The organism is Pandoraea oxalativorans (assembly GCF_000972785.3).
GTDB lineage: Bacteria > Pseudomonadota > Gammaproteobacteria > Burkholderiales > Burkholderiaceae > Pandoraea > Pandoraea oxalativorans.
On sequence record NZ_CP011253.3, the window covers coordinates 1,893,547 to 1,912,509 of the forward strand.

Sequence of the window (18,963 nt, forward strand, 5' to 3'; positions counted from 1 at the left end):
ACGTGCGTGGCTGAGGAGAACACGATGAAGCATTCGATGCATTCGATGGCAAAGGCCGCTGCGGCGGTGTCCCTGACGCTGGGCGCGATGCTCGCCGCAACGAGCGGCAATGCAGTCGCCGCGGGCAATATCGCCAACGGCAAGGCGCTCGTCGACAAAGGTATGTGCGCCAGTTGCCACGGCGCTAACCTGAACGCGCCGATCACCCCGGAATACCCGAAGCTGGCTGGTCAGTACGCGGATTACGTCTATAACGCATTGCGTGCGTATCAGAACGAACACAGTCTGGTGTATGGCCGCAGCAACGCCATTATGAAGACGCAGGTCATGTCGAATCCGGCGACGCTCGACAAGGACGGCAAGCCGCGTCCGTTCACGTCACAGGAGCTCAAGGACATCTCCGCTTACATCGAGTCGCTGCCCGGCGATCTCGTGACGAAAAAGTAAGCGTTTCGACGTCTGCATGAAAAAACGACGGTTGCTGTGAGGGCAACGGTCGTTTGCGTTCGTGCGCTCGTTGATGCGTGTGCAGTGCGCGCCGACGGTGCCACGTCATATGCGTGCTGCCGCTATCACCGGAGGGCGCTTAGCGCGATGCCTGCTGCTCGATGCGCTGGAGGTAGGCGTCCGAATCGGGCGGCTGACCGCTGCGCTGGGCTTCCCACAGCGTCTGCCCCAGACACTCCATGATGCGGTGCTGCGCTTCGTGCGGTGAGTCGAGACGATTCGTCAGCTTTTCGTACGCGGCGCGGATACCGGGCGGCTGATCGATGGAGACCTGCTCGCTGATCGCCAGGTGCATGGACAAATGCAGGAACGGGTTGGTCTGGCCCGCCTCCGGCGAGTAATCGCGTGCGCTGGCGTCTTCGGTATCGGCGAGCGCGTCGTGGTACTCGGGATGTTCGTTGATCCAGTCGGCGGCAATCGTTTCAAGTGGCGTCAGGATATTGCCGTCACGCTGTTTTTGCCACGTGGTGCAGAAGAATTGCCGGACTTCGTCGCGGCTCGGATTGAACATGGGGACTCCGTGGGGTTCTTTTGAGGCGTCTTGCGGCGCGCCTTGCGGTGGCCACAATGGCGAATCCGTTCGCACGAGACCGCAAGACGCCGGGCGTGCCGGTGATGGACGGGACGCGCCAGTAACGCATGTAAATCACGCTGTATTGTCCCTCAAATCGCGTAATCATGTCGCAAAGCCCCCGTATCCCCGCCGCAGGCACCGCACCGAACGGCGTTCCCGCCTCGCCTCACACCCCGCCGTCCGCGTGGGGCGGCATTGCATTGATCGCCATCTCGGCATCGGCGTTCGGGGCGATGGCGATTTTCGCGCGCGCAGCTACGGCTTCCGGGGCGGACATGTTTGCCATGCTGCTGTTCCGTTTCTTCGTCGCGGCCATGCTGCTGCTTCTCTGGTGCCGCATACGGCGGGTCCGCTTTCCGTCGCGCCGCCAGTCGTTGCATATCGCGCTGATGGGCGGCATCGGCTACGTCGGCCAATCGCTGTGTTTCTTTGGCGCGTTGCAGTATGCACAGGCGTCGCTCGTCGCATTGCTGCTTTACCTCTACCCGGTGTTTGTCACACTTCTTGCGGCCGTTTTTTTGCATGAACGCCTGACGCCGGTAAAGCTCGGTGCGCTGGTACTTTGCTCGCTGGGGACAGCCCTGACCGTCGGCGGCGGTGAGGGGCAGCCGTTGGGCATGGCGCTGGCCGTTGCCGCCGCGTTGATCTATTCGGGATACATCGTCGTGGGTGCCCGGCTGACGTGGGGCATCGACGCACGGGCGACGGCAACGCTCGTTTGTCTCGCGGCGACGGTATCTTTCGGGGGAATGGCGGCGATACGTCACTTGCAGGGACTGCCGTTGCGTTGGCCTCCAGAGATCGGCGGATGGGCGGCGCTCGCCGCGATCGCCGTCTGTTCTACCGTCATCGCGATTCTGACGTTCTTCGCCGGTTTGCAGCGTCTTGGCGCGGGACGCGCCTCCATGCTCTCGACGCTGGAGCCTGTGGTGACGGTGCTGCTCGCGGCCATGCTGCTCGGCGAAACGCTCACGGCGGGACAGTGGGCGGGCGGGGCACTCATTCTGGCGGGCGTGCTCTGGCTGTCCGCGCGTGGGACATCGGCAAACGCCTGATTCCACGTGCATTTTTGGCGCGCCAGCGCCCGTCGGGCGGCAACGGTACAATCGCCCTTCGTTCGCTATTCAACACCCGAGGTCACTCGTCATGAGCATCATTGCCAAAGAAGCCATCGCCCAATTGTTCACCGATGCCCGCACGCACAACGTGTGGCTCGATAAGCCTGTCAGCGACGAGACGCTGCGCGAACTCTACGATCTGGTGAAATGGGGCCCGACGTCGGCCAACACGACGCCTGCCCGGATTGTCTTCGTGAAGAGTGCGCAGGCCAAGGCGAAGCTGATCGACTGCATGGCGCCCGGGAACGTGGACAAGACGCGTACGGCCCCCGTGACGGCCATCATTGCGTATGACCTGAAGTTCTACGAGCACCTGCCCAAACTGTTCCCGAACGGTGCGGAGAAGATGGTGCCGATGTTCTCGGGGGATGCCGCCAAGGCAGCAGGCGCCGCCCACATGAACAGCTCGCTGCAAGGCGGCTACTTCATTCTGGCTGCCCGCGCACTGGGTCTGGATTGCGGTCCGATGGCCGGTTTCGACGCTCAGAAGGTCAACGATACGTTTTTTGCTGGCACCGAATGGCGTGTGAACTTCATCTGCAATCTGGGCTACGGCGATCAGGACAAGCTGTTCCCTCGCAACCCGCGTTTGTCGTTCGACGAAGCGGCGCGCATTATCTGACGTAAGTTTGGCGACGCTACACGACAGCATGTGATGCCTGAGGCGTAGAAACAAAACGGGCGGTCCCGATATGGGGCCGCCCGTTGTCGTTTGTGCTCGCACCCACCGTGGCCGATGTCGACGAGCGTTAATGATGTGTCACGCTTTCGGCGCCGGTGTTTTCGGCCGGAAGTCGCAGAGCGGTTCGATGGCGCAATGCCAGCACTCCGGCTTGCGTGCCTTGCATACGTAGCGGCCGTGCAAAATGAGCCAGTGATGCGCGTCATGTCTGAACTCGCGAGGTATCACGCGTTCCAGGGCCAGTTCGACGGCCAGCGGATCTTTGCCGGGCGCCAGTCCCGTGCGGTTGGCAACTCGGAAAATGTGCGTATCGACGGCAATCGTGTCTTCGCCGAACGCCGTATTCAGTACGACGTTCGCGGTTTTGCGGCCAACCCCCGGCAATGCTTCGAGCGCCTCACGCGATCGCGGAACTTCCCCGCCATGCTTGTCTAACAGCAGTTGACAGGTGGCGATGACGTTTTTCGCCTTCGTGCGATACAGCCCGATCGTCTTGATGAAATCGGACACGCCAGCCTCGCCGAGCGCAATCATTTTTGCGGGTGTGTTCGCCACGGCGTAAAGCTTGCGGGTGGCCTTGTTCACCGAGACGTCGGTCGCCTGTGCGGAGAGCAGCACCGCGATCAACAACTCGAAGGGCGACGTGTATTCCAACTCCGTCGTCGGTGTGGGGTTGAGCTGTTGCAGTGTCTCGAACAGGGCACGGCGTTTGGCGTCGTTCATGGCGGGGGCGCGTGTGGCGTGGCGTTTGTCTTGTTATCGGGGACGTTGAGAAGCCCGTCGGGTGGCTAGTTTGTCGTCCGTCCTAAGCGTCCGAGCTTCGCACTTCTGGCGAACAGGCCCTACATCAATCGTTGTCTTTAGCGTTTTCGGCACCCGGAGCGTCGCTGCCTGCTTCAAGTCCCAGCCGCTTACGCCGAGCCTCCGCTTCGTCGATCTGCGCCTGCACCGCCGCTGACACATTTTCGGTGTTCTTGGGACCCAGGCCTTCGGCGGCCAACGCGGCCTTCTTCTGGCGAGCGCGTTCGAGCGCAGCCTGAATGATCGCGTGTTTGCGTGCCGCTGCCGCTGCCGTTGCCGCTTCGTCGTCGGCGGCCGCTGCGCCTGCGGTTCCATCTTTCGAAACCGACGGTGCTTCCGCGTGAGGTGCCGTGATCTGCGGCTGGACGTTTTCTGCGGTGGGCGTGCCTTGCGGTTCGGGTGCAACGCGCGCAGCGCGTGCCGCGAGACGGGCTTCACGCTGCGCCTTGTCCTTTTCCAGACGCGCCTGATGGGCCTCAAAGTGGACGCGAGCCTCGTCGGCTTGCGTTTGCGACCAGGCGTCCCAGCCGGTACGTTCTCCGGTCACCGGCACCATGTCGATGCAGTCGACGGGGCAGGGCGGTACGCAGAGATCGCAGCCCGTGCAGCGGTCTTCTATGACCGTATGCATCAATTTGGCCGCGCCGACAATGGCGTCGACCGGGCAGGCCTGAATGCACAGGGTGCAGCCGATGCAGAGCGATTCGTCGATCACAGCCCGTGGGCGCGGGCGTTCGACGCCGTTCTCCGGATTGAGCGCAATGACGGGGCGGCCGAGCAGCTTCGCAAGGCGCTCGACACCTTCGGCCCCGCCCGGCGGGCATTGGTTATAGCTGGCTTGCCCGCTCGCGATAGCGTCGGCGTACGGACGGCAACCTGCGTAACCGCATTTGGTGCATTGCGTCTGGGGCAATAGGGCATCGATGCGCTGGGCGAGCGCGCTGACTTCGGACACGTCTTTTGTAGGGGATTCGGCGGAAACTAGAATTATCCTGCATTTTGCAGAAACACTGAAACCGTTGTGCCATAATTCCGCCCGATGAGAACGACCGGCCGATCATGACAACATCAGAAACGAAGATCAAACGTGACCCGGAACGCACCCGCCAGCGCATTCTTGCCGCTGCGATCGAGGAATTTGCGGAACGTGGTTCCAGTGGTGCTCGCGTGGACAGCATCGCACGCCGAGCCGACATCAATGAGCGAATGCTCTATTACTACTTCGGCAACAAGGATCAGTTGTATCTGGCCGTGCTCGAAGAGGTCTATGGCGAATTCAATCGCGCCGAACATGCGCTCAAACTCGATCTGCTTGCGCCGCTCGAGGCCGTGGCCGAACTCGCCCATTTCGTGTGGGACTACTACGCCGATCACCCCGAACTGATCCAACTCATCAATAACGAAAATCTGCACGAAGCGAAGTCGATGCGTCAGTCGACGGAAATTCGTCAGCAGGTCTCACCGATCGTGGAACTGCTCGCGCAGACCCTGAAGCGCGGTCAGGCCAGTGGCGAAATTCGTCAGGGCGTCGATCCGGTCGACCTGTACGTGACGATCTCGGCGATGGGGTATTACGTAATGTCGAATCGACATACGCTTTCCATCGTGATGGGGCGCGATGTCATGAGCGACGAGTCGCGAAAAACGTACTCGTCCTTCAATACGCAGATGCTGCTGGATTCACTGCGCACGCGATAAGTGGATGGCCGCGATCTGCGGAGTTCGATGAGACCTCCGACGAGGCATCCGATCCGAAGGCCGCAAAACGAAACCGCCGCGAGAGCCCATGCTCTCGCGGCGGTTTTCGTATGTCCGTCGGGATTACCGAACGACGGTCAGGCGTTCTTCGCGATGAAGTCGCGAATCTGCGGATAGATCACGTTACGCCAGCGGCTGCCGGAGAAAATCCCGTAGTGCCCGCACTTCGGCGCGGTGAAATGCGCGCGACGTTTGGCCGGGATGCCGGTGCAAAGGTCGTGCGCAGCTTGCGTTTGCCCGCTGCCGGAGATGTCGTCCAACTCGCCTTCAATGGTGAAGAGCGCCGTGGTCTTGATGTCCTGCGGACGCACGCGCTGGCCCGCCACATCCCACGTGCCGCTCGCGAGGCTGAAGTCCTGGAACACCGTCTTGATGGTGTCGAGATAGTACTCGGCCGCCATATCCAGCACCGCGTTGTACTCGTCGTAAAAACGGCGGTGCGAGTCGGCGTCATCACTGTCGCCGCGCATCAGATCGAGATAGAAGTCCCAGTGCGACTTCAGGTGGCGGTCCGGATTCATGGCGACGAAGCCGGCGTGCTGCAGGAAGCCCGGATACACGAGGCGTCCGGCGCCAGGGTAGTTCGAGGGCACCGCATGAATCACGTGGTTCTCGAACCATTCGTACGACTTGTTCGTGGCGAGCGAGTTGACCGACGTCGGGCTCTTGCGAGCGTCGATCGGGCCTCCCATCATCGTCATGGTCCTGGGCGTCTTCTCGCCGTTCGACGCCATCAGCGAGATCGCGCCGAGCACAGGCACCGTCGGCTGGCAGACCGAGATGACGTGCAGGTTCTCAGCGCCGATGTGGCGGATGAATTCCTGGATGTACGCAACGTAGTCATCCAGATGGAATGACCCCGCATCGAGCGGCACCATACGCGCATCGACCCAGTCGGTGATGTACACCTTGTGGTCCTTAAGCAACGTAGAAACGGTGTCGCGCAGCAACGTGGCATGGTGACCCGAGAGCGGGGCCACGACCAGCACGACCGGGTCGTCCTTGAGTTGCCCCACGGCGCTCGCGTCGTCGGCGTATCGCTTGAAACGCAGCAGACGGCAGAACGGCTTCTCCATCGCGGACATTTCCACGACCGGGATGTTGTAACCGTCCACTTCGACTGCCTTGATGTTGAATTCGGGCTTTTCGTAGTCCTTGCCAAGCCGGTAGAGCAATTCATATCCGGCGGCGATGCGGGGCGCGCCCGGCATCATGGCAAGCAGGCTGCCCGGGTTGACGAAAGTCGTCGCCGCCGCCTTTGCCCACGTGGTGAGAGGATTCAGCCACGCACGGTTGTACTCATGAATCTGATACAGCATGTTATGTGCCCTGAGGCGGATGATGGGGGAATTATGCAACCGTTTATCGCGGGTGTGCAACGCAGCATAACCCTGATATATGGCATTTGTGCATCAGGTCGATAGTTTTAGATTATTCGACCCATTGTTATTAACTATCGTTGCTGCAATGCAACAATTCGGGGCGCAAAAAAGCCCGCCGGTGGGCGGGCTTTTCTGTCGCAACGGTAGCCCCGATCGATGACCGCGGCAAACCGTCGATCGATCAGCGCAGCACTTGTGCAATGGCGGACGCCACGGTGTCGATGTTCTTGTCGTTGAGCGCGGCCACGCAGATACGGCCGGTGCTCACGGCATAGATACCGAACTCTTCGCGCAGACGCTCGACCTGATCGGCCGTCAGGCCGGAGTACGAGAACATGCCGCGTTGCTTGATCACGAACGAGAAGTCGCGTTCCACGCCGTGAGCGCGCAGCTTTTCGACCAGTGCAAGGCGCATCGCGCGGATACGCTCACGCATTTCGGCCAGTTCCTCTTCCCACAGGGCGCGCAGTTCGGCGTTGCCCAGCACTGCGGCGACGACCGAGCCGCCGTGCGTCGGCGGGTTCGAGTAGTTGGTGCGGATCACGCGCTTGAGCTGCGAGAGCACGCGGGTCGATTCGTCCTTGCTGCCCGTCACGATCGACAGGGCGCCAACGCGTTCGCCGTACAGCGAGAACGACTTGGAGAACGAGCTCGAGACGAAGAAGTTCAGGCCGGTCGAGGCGAACAGGCGCACCACGGCAGCGTCGGCGTCGATGCCGTCGCCGAAGCCCTGATAGGCGATATCGAGGAATGGCACCAGCTTGCGGGCCTTCACGACTTCCACCACTTGCGCCCACTGATCCATCGTCAGATCGACGCCGGTCGGGTTGTGGCAGCAAGCATGCAGCACGACGATCGTGCCTTCCGGTTCCTTGCCGAGCATGTCCAGCATGCCGGCGATGTTCACGCCGTGCGATTCGGCGTCGTAGTACGGGTACGAGACGACGTTAAAGCCAGCCGTCGTGAACAGGGCACGGTGGTTCTCCCAGCTCGGATCGCTGATGGCGACGGTGGCGTTCGGGTTCAGTTGCTTTAGGAAATCGGCACCGATCTTCAGTGCGCCCGTGCCGCCCAGCGCCTGGGCGGTGATCACGCGGCCTTCGGCCAGCACAGGCGATTCCTTGCCGAACAGCATTTCCTGCACGGCCTTGTCATACGCAGCAATGCCTTCGATCGGCAGATAGCCACGCGGCAGGCCCGCTGCCACACGTTGTTCTTCCGCTGCCTTCACGGCCTTGAGCAGGGGCAGTTTGCCTTCTGCATTGAAATACACGCCAACACCCAGATTCACCTTATCGGTGCGGTGATCGGCGTTGTAGGCTTCGTTCAGACCAAGAATGGGGTCGCGCGGGGCGAGTTCGACAGCGGAAAAGAGAGTCATTTCGACGGCTCGAGGCAGGTAGTAGGAAAATGCTGCGGGTCGGCCGCAACTTACGCAGGTTCGGCCCAGCTGGCTATTTTAGCGAAGATTACCCGCGCTTGTGGTAAACACCGGCCCGCTGCGCACGAAATCGTGCCTTTTCGGCACGAAAACTGCCACGCAATGCCAGAATTTGACGAAATCGAGGGGGGGCGTGACGCGCGGGCGCCTCCCGCGAACTGCGTCAGCGTTGTTTGCGGTGGCCCGATGGGATGGCCGTCACCCATCGGACTCAGGGAATCGTCCGACGCGCTAAAATGCCGGATTACGTCCCTCATGCTCGCGCCCCCGCCATGACCCCTGCGGCTGACACCGATCTCGACGAAAGCAAGTTCCTGACGTTCCCCGACTCGCCTTATCAGCTCTATTGCCCGTTTCCTGCGGCAGGCGATCAGCCCACGGCCATCACCCAGTTGACCGAGGGGATCGATGACGGGCTCGCGTTTCAGACCCTGCTGGGCGTGACCGGTTCGGGCAAGACGTTCACGATGGCGAATGTGATTGCCCGTATGGGACGTCCGGCCATCGTGTTTGCACCGAACAAAACCCTGGCGGCACAGTTGTATTCCGAGTTTCGCGAATTCCTCCCGCGAAATGCGGTGGAGTACTTCGTCTCATACTACGACTATTACCAGCCGGAAGCGTACGTGCCGCAGCGCGATCTGTTCATTGAGAAGGACTCGTCGGTCAACGAGCACATTGAGCAGATGCGGTTGTCGGCGACGAAGAGCCTGCTGGAACGCCGCGATGTCGTAATCGTCGCGACGGTGTCCGCCATCTACGGTATCGGGAATCCGAGCGAGTACCACCAGATGATCCTGACCGTGCGTCAGGGCGACAAGCTGGGGCAGCGCGAGATCATCGCAAGACTGATCGCGATGCAGTACACGCGTAACGAGACGGATTTCGGGCGCGGCACGTTCCGTGTGCGTGGTGACACCATCGATATCTTCCCGGCGGAACACGCCGAGCTGGCGCTGCGCGTGGAGTTGTTCGACGACGAGGTCGACTCGTTGCAACTCTTCGATCCGCTCACGGGGCGTGTGCGCCAGAAGGTGCCGCGATTCACGGTGTATCCGTCCTCACATTACGTGACTCCGCGAGAGACGGTGCTGCGAGCGATCGAAACGATCAAGGACGAACTTCGCGAGCGGCTCGACTTCTTCTATAAGGAAGGCAAGCTGGTCGAAGCGCAACGTCTCGAACAGCGGACTCGCTTCGATCTGGAGATGTTGCAGGAGCTGGGGTTCTGCAAGGGCATTGAAAACTACTCCCGACATCTGTCGGGGGCAGCGCCCGGCGAGCCGCCGCCGACACTCGTCGACTATTTGCCGCCGGACGCCTTGATGTTCCTCGACGAGTCCCACGTGCTCATCGGCCAGTTCAACGGCATGTACAACGGCGACCGTGCGCGCAAGGAAAATCTGGTCAATTACGGCTTCCGTCTGCCGTCGGCGCTGGATAACCGTCCGCTGAAGTTTGCCGAGTACGAGCGCAAGATGCGTCAGGCGATCTTCGTCTCTGCGACGCCCGCAGATTACGAGGCCAAGCGTACCGGGCAGATTGTGGAGCAGGTGGTGCGTCCGACCGGGCTGATCGATCCGACGATCGAAGTGCGTCCGGCCCGTACGCAGGTGGACGACGTGCTCTCGGAAATCAACAAACGCGTGGCGGTAGGTGAGCGCGTCCTCGTGACGACGCTCACGAAGCGAATGGCAGAGCAATTGACCGAGTACCTATCGGATAACGGCGTGAAGGTCCGTTATCTGCACAGCGATATCGACACCGTTGAACGCGTAGAAATCATCCGTGACCTGCGTTTGGGCGCATTCGACGTACTCGTCGGTATCAACTTGCTGCGTGAGGGGCTGGATATTCCGGAGGTGTCGCTGGTCGCGATTCTGGATGCGGACAAGGAAGGCTTCCTTCGCGCCGAGCGTTCACTGATTCAAACGATCGGGCGGGCCGCACGTAACGTGAACGGTACCGCCATCTTGTACGCAGACAAGATGACCGAATCGATGAAGCGGGCGATTAGCGAGACGGAGCGTCGTCGCGCCAAGCAGATGGCGCACAACGAAGCGCACGGGATCGTGCCGCAAGGCGTGAAGAAGCGCATCAAGGACATCATCGACGGTGTCTACGATCCGGAAGACGCCAAGGCGGAAATGGCGGAGGCGAAAGAGCAAGCGCACTATCAGGACATGTCCGAGAAGCAACTGGCGCGCGAGATCAAGAAGCTCGAAAAGCAGATGCAAGAACATGCGCGTAATCTCGAGTTCGAGAAGGCGGCCAAGGTGCGAGACCAGTTGCTGCACGTCAAGGCGCTGGTGTTCGGTACCGATGGCGCCAGCGAGGCGGAATTGGGCCCGAAGGCCTGAAGATGACGGTAGCGAGGCACGTCGATGCCTCGCGCCTTCGATAAACTGAATCTAAATGAAGAAAACCTCCGTCTTGTTCGTCTGCATGGGCAACATCTGCCGCTCCCCGAGTGCCGACGGCATTTTTCGCGACCGACTCGCCAAAGCGGGCTGGTCCGATCTCGTCGCAGTGGATTCGGCGGGGACGCACAGTTATCACATCGGTCACGCCCCGGATGAGCGTACGCAGGCGGCGGCCGAGCGGCGGGGCTACGATCTGAGCGCACTGCGGGCGCGTCGCGTCGAAGCGAGCGATTTCGAGCGCTTCGAGTGGATCGTGGCCATGGACAACGCGAACGTCGCGGAGCTCACAGCACGCAGCCCCGCAGCGTTTCGTCACAAGATCGTCCGGTTGATGGATTTTGCGACGCGTCATGACGCGACTGAAGTGCCCGATCCTTATTACGGCGGCGCGCAAGGATTCGAGACGGTGCTCGACTATATTGAAGACGGTCTTGATGGCCTGCTCGTCCGTTTGGGACAGGCCGACTGATCGCTTCGCGGCGCGTGCATCCTTGTGGGGAACAGTGTGTGCGTCGTGATCGGTGACGAGATCGCTTCGCGAGTTGCCCCAACAAGGCTATCATTCGACCCTCTTTGACGGGATGAGGCCGGGCAGTGCGATTTGTCGTACACCAGACGTGCCTGTGACTCCCGTGTCCCTCCTGTTTCTGTCGCTGACGCTGTCGCTGACTACGCACTTTCCGATCCATGTTCAATTCGCTCACTTTGTACTGGCGCAAGTGGCGCGCCTCGCGCCATGCCGGCCATCAACTCGACGAACTGCTCGCGCACGCGGATCCCGCAGCGCCGCTGGCCGTACGCAATCAATGGTTGATCGAGTTGGCCCATTGGGTACAAAAGCGCGGCGCGATTGCCAACGAAGTGCGCGCAGAGGGGGAGGCCGCTCGATACCGGCCGCACACGCGCCTACGCTATTTACTGCAAATGCTGGAGCGCAATCCACAGTGGCGACTGCCGGTCGCGCGCACGCTGCGTAGCGTTATCAACGAAAGCGATGCCATTTCGCTGCTCTGCGACACCGGTATGCCGGTACGGCCTGGCTTTTGGGGGGCGTTGGCCGAGCGCATCGAAAAAGCGCTGATTCCGCCGCCGCCAACGCGACGGGACCTCTCTGCCTTGTGTTCTCTGATGTTTCCCGACGGGGATGCCGCCGACTGGATCGCTGCCTTGCCCGCCGAGTTGCTGGGCGATCTGATTGCGCTGCTTCATCACGGCGAGGCGGACGACGACGACATGGACTGGAATCCGTTCGCCGAGGATCTCCTTGCCGCGATGCATCACCTCGTCGACCAGATCGCGTCGACGGGGCTTTCACAGGCCGTCCGCTCGCGTCTTACGTATTCCCGCGTCACCGATTCGCCGTTTTATCGGCTCGGGCGCGCGATGCAGGCGCTTGAGGATGCCGGTCAGGAGTTCGCGCACGGCGCGCCGCCGTCGCAATTGTTCGTGCAGCAGATCAATGTCTTTCGCGCATTGCTGGACGACTGTGGCCGCGCGGTCCGTGACGTGTATGCACACCTCGACGAGAACGGTGTCAGCGTCGATATCGTGTTTCAGGTCGAGCGTGCGAAGGCGCGGATTCGTCGTCTCGAACGTTTGCTGGAGGCGTGGCTGACCTACGGGGATCGCGGCGATAGGGCCACAGCGCGCGTACGGTTGCTCGCGGACCTGGTGAGGGCTAACCGGGCGAGTCAAAGCGTGGGCGAACTGGCGCGAACGTCGTTTGGCTTGCTCGCGCGCAAGGTCGTCGAGCGCAGTGCCGAGACCGGCGAGCATTACATCGCACGCAATCGCAGCGAGTATTTCTCGATGTTGAAGATGGCCTGCGGCGGCGGATTGGTGACGGTCGTGACCGTCTATATCAAGTTCATGATTGCCGGGGCCCACTTCCCGACCGTGGTGGAGGGTTTCTTTGCCGGGGCCAACTACGCATTGTGTTTCCTGTTCATGCACTTTTGCCATTTCACGCTGGCCACCAAGCAACCGGCCATGACGGCGCCAGCCATCGCCAGCAAGCTCGACGATGTCAATACGCCAGCGGGGATGGATGCTTTCGTCGGTGAGGTGATTGCGCTGGTGCGTACCCAGGCAGCAGCCATCTTCGGCAATCTGGCGATGGTCTTCCCGTTCTGCCTGCTGGTGCAGTGGGCGGTGTCGGCGGCGCTGGGTGCAAACACCATCTCACCGGAAAAAGCGCACGCAACGCTGAACTCGTTTTCGATTCTCGGTGTGACGCCGTTCTTTGCGGCGCTGACCGGTGTGCTGTTGTGGTGCTCCAGCCTGATTTCAGGCTGGGCGGACAACTGGTTCGCCCTCCATGGCATTGGCGACGTTCTTGCGTACAACCGCCGTCTACGTTTCGTTTTTGGACGCCAAGGGGCGGCGCGGCTTGCCGACTGGTGTCGACGCCATATCGCGCCGGTGCTGGGCAATCTCATGCTCGGCTTCATGCTGGGACTCGTGCCGGCCGTGCTGACGGCATTTGCTTTGCCGTTCGAGGTCCGTCACGTGACCCTGTCGACCGGAGCGATCGCGACTTCGATTGGCGTGTTGGGTGGTTCCGTGCTTCACGACCCTGCGCTGTGGCTGGCGTTCGCCGGTGTGGCGGCCATGGGGCTGCTCAACGTCGGTGTCAGTTTTGCGTTAGCATTCCATATGGCGCTTCGATCGCGTCCACTGCGGTTGGGAGACCGTCGGCAAATTCACCGCGCCATCTGGCGCGCTGTGTTACGCAATCCCCTGGTGCTGCTGTTTCCCCTAGGCTCGCCCCGGTCGGAAGCCCGTCCCGAAAAATAAGAACTTTCACAGGCGGACGAGGGAACTTCTGCAAAAAATGAGCCAGAAGTACTTGACTAAATTCGTAGGGAATTTATACTTGACGAAAATAGTCGAGATTAATCCCCTGCATCATCATGAGACTTACCACGAAAGGCCGTTTCGCCGTCACGGCGATGATCGACCTGGCCATGCGCCAGGACGCGGGTCCCGTGACGCTTGCGGGCATTAGTCAGCGTCAGCGAATTTCGCTCTCTTATCTGGAGCAACTGTTCGGAAAGCTTCGCCGCCACGAAATCGTGGAGAGCGTGCGTGGTCCGGGCGGTGGTTACAGTCTTGCGCGCCGCGCAGAAGAGGTGACGGTCGCCGACATCATCATTGCGGTCGACGAACCGCTCGACGCCACACAGTGCGGCAGCAAGGGCAATTGCGAGAAGGGCCAGGACGGCCATCGCGGCCACTGCATGACGCATGAACTGTGGGCGACGCTCAACCAGAAGATGGTTGAGTATCTCGATTCCGTTTCCCTGCGTGACCTCGTCGAGCAGCAGCGCAGCAAGCAAGCCCAACAGGCTGTGCTGCGCGACACGCGCGAGTCTGGCAACAATAACCAGACGATGACGACGCGTATCCCCAATTCGGTCTTTGATATGGCCCGTTCATAACAGGCGCCACGGCACGATCCTGGAGCACCCCATGAAAAACGACACCCTCAACCTCCCCATCTACATGGATTACAGCGCCACGACGCCGATTGACCCGCGCGTCGTGGACAAGATGTTGCCTTTCCTGCGCGAGCAGTTCGGCAACCCGGCGTCGCGCAGCCACTCGTTCGGGTGGGCTGCGGAGAAGGCCGTGGAAGAGGCTCGCGAGGAAGTCGCCAAGCTGGTGAATGCCGATCCGCGCGAAATCGTGTGGACGTCGGGCGCGACCGAGTCGAATAACCTCGCCATCAAGGGCGCGGCACACTTCTATCAAGGCAAGGGCAAGCACCTCATCACCGTGAAGACCGAGCACAAGGCTGTGCTCGACACGATGCGTGAGCTGGAGCGCGAAGGCTTCGAAGTGACCTATCTGGACGTCAAGGACGACGGCCTGCTGGATCTGGAAGTCTTCAAGGCGGCGCTGCGTCCGGACACGATTCTCGTGTCGATCATGGCCGTGAACAACGAAATCGGCGTGATTCAGGACATCGCCACGCTTGGCGAGATCTGCCGCGAGAAGGGCATCATTTTCCACGTTGACGCTGCGCAAGCGACCGGCAAGATGCCGATCGATCTGGCCGCACTGAAGGTCGACCTGATGTCGTTCTCGGCGCACAAGACGTACGGCCCGAAGGGTATCGGCGCGTTGTACGTGCGTCGCAAGCCGCGCGTGCGTATCGAAGCACAGATTCACGGTGGCGGTCATGAGCGCGGTATGCGTTCGGGCACGCTCGCTACGCACCAGATCGTCGGCATGGGCGAGGCGTTCCGTCTGGCTCGTGAAGAGATGGCCGTCGAGAACGAGCGCGTGCGTATGCTGCGCGATCGTCTGCTCAAGGGCCTGACGGAGATGGAAGAGGTGTATGTGAACGGCGACATGGAACAACGTGTCCCGCACAACCTGAACATCAGCTTCAATTTTGTCGAAGGCGAGTCGCTGATCATGGCGATCAAGGATGTGGCGGTGTCGTCGGGTTCGGCGTGCACGTCGGCCTCGCTCGAGCCTTCGTACGTGCTTCGCGCGCTGGGTCGCAACGACGAACTGGCGCACAGCTCGATTCGCTTCACGGTGGGTCGTTTCACGACCGAGCAGGAAGTCGACTATGTGGTCGAACTGCTCAAGAGCAAGATCGGCAAGCTGCGCGATCTGTCGCCGCTGTGGGAAATGTACAAGGACGGGGTCGATCTGAATTCGATCCAATGGGCCGCACACTGAGTATTCAAGGAGTTAGCCATGTCGTACAGCAAGGAAGTTCTGGATCACTACGAAAACCCGCGTAACGTCGGTTCGTTCGAGAAGGGCGACGACGCCGTTGGTACGGGCATGGTCGGCGCACCGGCCTGCGGCGACGTGATGAAGCTGCAGATCCGCGTGAACGAAGCCGGCGTGATCGAAGACGCCAAGTTCAAGACCTACGGTTGCGGCTCGGCAATTGCGTCGTCGTCGCTGGTGACCGAGTGGGTCAAGGGCAAGACGCTGGATCAGGCGCTCGAAATCAAGAACACCGAAATCGCGCAGGAACTGGCTTTGCCGCCGGTGAAGATTCACTGCTCGATTCTGGCCGAAGACGCCATCAAGGCGGCGGTTGCCGACTACAAGCAGAAGCACGGCCAGTCGGCCGATGCCGCTCAGGCTGCCTAAGCAGCGCGACGAATAAGGAATCAGGCAAGATGGCCGTTACATTGACCGAGAAGGCCGCGCAGCACGTTACGCGTTATCTGACGCGGCGCGGCAAGGGCGTGGGCCTGCGGCTGGGCGTGAAGACGACCGGCTGCTCGGGCCTGGCCTACAAGCTGGAGTACGCCGACGACGTGGCGGGTGAAGACACAGTCTTCGAAAGCCACGGCGTGAAGGTGATCGTCGATCCGAAGAGCCTGCCGTACATCGATGGCACCGAGCTGGACTTCGCGCGCGAAGGCCTGAACGAAGGATTTCGCTTCAACAATCCGAACGTCAAGGACGAGTGCGGCTGCGGTGAGTCGTTCCGCGTCTGAGGCTGCACCGCTGCGCGAGATCATCGGGTTTCGGCACGACGACGAAGGCCAGTGGGTCGCGCGACTCGCGTGCGGGCATGGGCAACATGTCCGGCATCTGCCTCCGTGGCAGATCCGGACGTGGACGCAAAGCCCGGAAGGCCGCGAAGCGATGCTGGGCAGCGAGTTGCCGTGCCGCAAGTGCGAGCGCGGCGAGCCAGTCGACGAATGAAGCTGGGTCGGTCTGGCAAGCGGGGCGTAGTAGCGTAGGCAACAAGGCGGCGCGAGCCGCTTTTTTTACGGGCCGAATGCGAGCCCGGAGCGCGATGAGTGCATTGACTGACAACTATTTCACGCTGTTCGATCTGCCGCAGGGCTTCGCGCTCGATGCCGAAGCGCTGGAGGCAGCCTATCGTGCGGTGCAATCGCGCGTGCATCCGGACCGGTTCGCAAGTGCGAGCGACGCAGAGCGTCGCGTGGCCATGCAATGGGCCGCACAGGCGAATGCGGCGTACCGTACGCTGCGTGATCCGTTGCAGCGCGCGACTTATTTGCTGACGTTGCAGGGTATCGATGTGGGCGCGGAGAACAATACCGCGATGGCCCCCGACTTCCTGATGCAGCAGATGGAGTGGCGCGAAGCGATCGACGACGCTGTCGCGGCTCGCAATATTGGCGCGCTCGACGCGCTTGCCAGGTCCTTGCGCGACGACCGTCGCGTGCGGCTGTCGAAGCTGGGCGACTGGCTCGACAGCGCGGCCTGGCAGCCTGCGGCGGAAGCCGTGCGGCAACTGATGTTCATTGCGCGCGCCGAGGAAGATATCGCGCAGCGCATCGAAATGCTGGAAAACGCGTGATGGCCCGGTGCGGCGCCGTCACATGTCATTGAGAACTGCTTGAGAACAGGGTGACGCGCTCACGCGTCGCCCGCATTGCAAAGTCATGGCCCTTCTGCAAATTTCCGAACCCGGCATGTCCCCCGCGCCGCACCAGCGGCGACTCGCCGTGGGCATCGATCTGGGCACGACGCATTCGCTCGTGGCCTCCGTGCGCAGCGGTGTGGCCGAAGTCCTCCCCGACGATCAGGGGCGCGTATTGCTGCCGTCCGTCGTCCGTTATCTGGGCGGTCACCGCACGCAGATCGGGTACGACGCCAAGACGGCTGCCGCCACCGATCCGCGCAACACCATTATCTCCGTCAAGCGATTCATGGGCCGGGGTCTCGCTGACGTCGCCCACGCAGACAACGCCCCCTACGATTTCGTCGACGCGCCGGGCATGGTGCAGATGAACACGGCAGGTGGCGTGAAGAGCCCGGTGGAAGTGTCCGCCGAGATTCTCGCGACGCTGCGTCAGCGCGCCGAAGACACCCTGGGCGACGATCTCGTCGGTGCCGTGATTACGGTGCCCGCGTACTTTGACGATGCGCAGCGGCAAGCGACCAAAGACGCCGCGCGTCTGGCCGGTCTCAATGTCCTGCGCCTGCTCAACGAGCCGACGGCAGCTGCGATTGCGTACGGTTTGGACAACGCAGCCGAAGGACTCTACGCGGTCTATGACCTCGGCGGTGGTACGTTCGACATCTCGATCCTTCGTCTGACGAAGGGCGTGTTCGAAGTCCTCGCCGCGGGCGGCGATTCGGCGCTGGGTGGCGACGACTTCGACCTGGCCATCTACCGCTGGGCGGTGCAGAGCGCCGGTATCGAAACGGCGTCGCTGACGCCCGAAGACGTACGCAGTTTGCTGGACCACGCACGTACCGTGAAGGAGGCGCTCACGGATGCCGAGCAAGCGCCCCTTAGCGTGACGTTGTCCGGGGATCGCAACCTTTCGTTGGAACTCACGCGTGAGCAGTTCACCGCGCTGGGCGCACCGCTCGTGCAACGCACGATCGGCCCGATGCGCAAGGCGCTGCGAGACGCCGGGATGGGACCGGAAGACGTCAAGGGCGTAGTACTGGTGGGCGGCGCGACGCGCATGCCGCAGGTGCGGGCGGCTGTCGCGAGCTTCTTCGATCGCGAACCGCTGGTCGACCTTGACCCGGATCAGGTCGTTGCCTTGGGGGCCGCCGTGCAGGCGAATCTGCTGGCCGGCAATCAGGCCGAAGGCGACGACTGGCTGCTGCTCGACGTGATTCCGCTCTCGCTCGGTGTCGAGACGATGGGCGGTCTGGTCGAGAAGATCATTCCGCGTAACGCCACGATTCCGGTGGCGCGCGCGCAAGAATTCACGACGTTCAAGGACGGTCAGACGGCCATGGCCATTCACGTGCTGCAAGGCGAGCGTGAGCTGGTGTCCGACTGCCGTTCGCTGGCGCGTTTCGAGTTGCGCGGCATTCCGCCGATGACGGCGGGTGCGGCACGCATTCGTGTCACGTATCAGGTCGATGCCGACGGGTTGTTGTCCGTGTTCGCGCAGGAAATGCACTCCGGCGTGGCGGCGTCCATCGAGGTCAAGCCGTCTTACGGACTGGCCGACGAGGACATCTCGCGCATGTTGCAGGACAGCTTCGGCTCGGCCGAACAAGACATGCGCGCCCGCGCGCTACGTGAACAACAGGTGGAAGCCGAACGTCTGCTGGTCGCCATCGATAGCGCGCTGCAGGCCGATCCGGAACTGCTCAATGCCGAAGAGCGCACGCAAATCGACGGACTACTCGCCGATCTGCGTCAGAAGGCTGGCGGCGACGATCAGGTCGCCATCAAGACGGCCACCGAAACGCTTTCGCACGCCACCGACGAGTTCGCCGCACGCCGCATGGACAAGAGTATCCGTGCCGCGCTGGCCGGGCGACGCGTTGCGGATATCGACAAACTGTAAGACA

General features: G+C 61.7%; 19 protein-coding genes. 14 read left to right on the top strand and 5 right to left on the bottom strand.

The features are described 5' to 3' along the window. Positions 1–45 precede the first annotated feature (45 nt). On the top strand, positions 46–447 hold the full coding sequence (locus tag MB84_RS08550) for a c-type cytochrome (protein ID WP_039403682.1): 402 nt from the start codon (positions 46–48) through the stop codon (positions 445–447). Between the two features lie 139 nt (positions 448–586). On the opposite strand, the gene MB84_RS08555 is transcribed toward MB84_RS08550, so the two are convergent. Next, on the bottom strand, positions 587–1,018 hold the full coding sequence (locus MB84_RS08555) for a DUF1841 family protein (RefSeq protein ID WP_039399351.1): 432 nt from the start codon (positions 1,016–1,018) through the stop codon (positions 587–589). 167 nt (positions 1,019–1,185) lie between these two features. Here MB84_RS08555 and MB84_RS08560 point away from each other — a divergent pair, with 167 nt between their 5' ends. Further along, positions 1,186–2,136 (top strand): DMT family transporter, encoded by a 951-nt coding sequence (locus tag MB84_RS08560; protein WP_084009673.1) that lies wholly within the window; start codon positions 1,186–1,188, stop codon positions 2,134–2,136. 91 nt (positions 2,137–2,227) lie between these two features. After that, positions 2,228–2,821 (top strand): malonic semialdehyde reductase, encoded by a 594-nt coding sequence (locus MB84_RS08565; RefSeq protein WP_046291476.1) that lies wholly within the window; start codon positions 2,228–2,230, stop codon positions 2,819–2,821. 138 nt (positions 2,822–2,959) lie between these two features. On the opposite strand, the gene nth is transcribed toward MB84_RS08565, so the two are convergent. Further along, positions 2,960–3,604, bottom strand: coding sequence for an endonuclease III (nth, locus tag MB84_RS08570; RefSeq protein ID WP_046291477.1), 645 nt, complete (start codon positions 3,602–3,604; stop codon positions 2,960–2,962). Between the two features lie 124 nt (positions 3,605–3,728). Next, positions 3,729–4,637 (bottom strand): electron transport complex subunit RsxB, encoded by a 909-nt coding sequence (gene rsxB, locus MB84_RS08575; RefSeq protein WP_046291478.1) that lies wholly within the window; start codon positions 4,635–4,637, stop codon positions 3,729–3,731. Positions 4,638–4,741: 104 nt separating this feature from the next. Between rsxB and MB84_RS08580 the strand changes: the two genes are divergently transcribed. Continuing rightward, positions 4,742–5,380: a TetR/AcrR family transcriptional regulator gene (locus MB84_RS08580; RefSeq protein ID WP_046291479.1), complete on the top strand. Its 639-nt coding sequence runs from the start codon at positions 4,742–4,744 to the stop codon at positions 5,378–5,380. A 137-nt stretch (positions 5,381–5,517) separates the two neighbouring features. Here the strand turns inward: MB84_RS08580 and MB84_RS08585 are convergent, their stop codons facing one another. Together MB84_RS08585 and MB84_RS08590 are read right to left on the bottom strand one after the other, a co-directional pair. Then, entirely contained in the window at positions 5,518–6,759 is a 1,242-nt protein-coding gene (locus MB84_RS08585) for a polyhydroxyalkanoate depolymerase (protein ID WP_046291480.1), read from the bottom strand. Between the two features lie 244 nt (positions 6,760–7,003). After that, the gene (locus tag MB84_RS08590; RefSeq protein WP_046291481.1) at positions 7,004–8,203 is read right to left on the bottom strand and encodes an amino acid aminotransferase; all 1,200 of its coding nucleotides are present in this window, start codon (positions 8,201–8,203) and stop codon (positions 7,004–7,006) included. Positions 8,204–8,535: 332 nt separating this feature from the next. Here MB84_RS08590 and uvrB point away from each other — a divergent pair, with 332 nt between their 5' ends. The 10 genes from uvrB (at position 8,536) to hscA (ending at position 18,959) form a co-directional block, all read left to right on the top strand. After that, entirely contained in the window at positions 8,536–10,623 is a 2,088-nt protein-coding gene (uvrB, locus tag MB84_RS08595) for an excinuclease ABC subunit UvrB (RefSeq protein WP_046291482.1), read from the top strand. 55 nt (positions 10,624–10,678) lie between these two features. Further along, positions 10,679–11,155, top strand: coding sequence for a low molecular weight protein-tyrosine-phosphatase (locus tag MB84_RS08600; protein WP_046291483.1), 477 nt, complete (start codon positions 10,679–10,681; stop codon positions 11,153–11,155). Positions 11,156–11,373: 218 nt separating this feature from the next. Further along, entirely contained in the window at positions 11,374–13,482 is a 2,109-nt protein-coding gene (locus MB84_RS08605; protein WP_046291484.1) for a site-specific recombinase, read from the top strand. A 116-nt stretch (positions 13,483–13,598) separates the two neighbouring features. Beyond that, on the top strand, positions 13,599–14,126 hold the full coding sequence (gene iscR / locus MB84_RS08610; protein WP_039399331.1) for a Fe-S cluster assembly transcriptional regulator IscR: 528 nt from the start codon (positions 13,599–13,601) through the stop codon (positions 14,124–14,126). Positions 14,127–14,157: 31 nt separating this feature from the next. After that, positions 14,158–15,381: an IscS subfamily cysteine desulfurase gene (locus MB84_RS08615; RefSeq protein ID WP_046291485.1), complete on the top strand. Its 1,224-nt coding sequence runs from the start codon at positions 14,158–14,160 to the stop codon at positions 15,379–15,381. An 18-nt stretch (positions 15,382–15,399) separates the two neighbouring features. Beyond that, positions 15,400–15,807, top strand: a complete 408-nt coding sequence (iscU, locus tag MB84_RS08620; protein ID WP_039399327.1) for a Fe-S cluster assembly scaffold IscU — start codon at positions 15,400–15,402, stop codon at positions 15,805–15,807. Between the two features lie 29 nt (positions 15,808–15,836). After that, entirely contained in the window at positions 15,837–16,160 is a 324-nt protein-coding gene (gene iscA, locus MB84_RS08625; protein ID WP_039399326.1) for an iron-sulfur cluster assembly protein IscA, read from the top strand. Continuing rightward, entirely contained in the window at positions 16,141–16,371 is a 231-nt protein-coding gene (locus MB84_RS08630) for a DUF3565 domain-containing protein (protein WP_245725518.1), read from the top strand. Before iscA ends, MB84_RS08630 begins: the two co-directional genes overlap by 20 nt. A gap of 94 nt (positions 16,372–16,465) precedes the next feature. Next, entirely contained in the window at positions 16,466–16,996 is a 531-nt protein-coding gene (gene hscB, locus MB84_RS08635) for a Fe-S protein assembly co-chaperone HscB (protein WP_046291486.1), read from the top strand. Positions 16,997–17,081: 85 nt separating this feature from the next. Continuing rightward, positions 17,082–18,959 (top strand): Fe-S protein assembly chaperone HscA, encoded by a 1,878-nt coding sequence (gene hscA / locus MB84_RS08640; protein ID WP_046291487.1) that lies wholly within the window; start codon positions 17,082–17,084, stop codon positions 18,957–18,959. Positions 18,960–18,963: the final 4 nt, after the last annotated feature.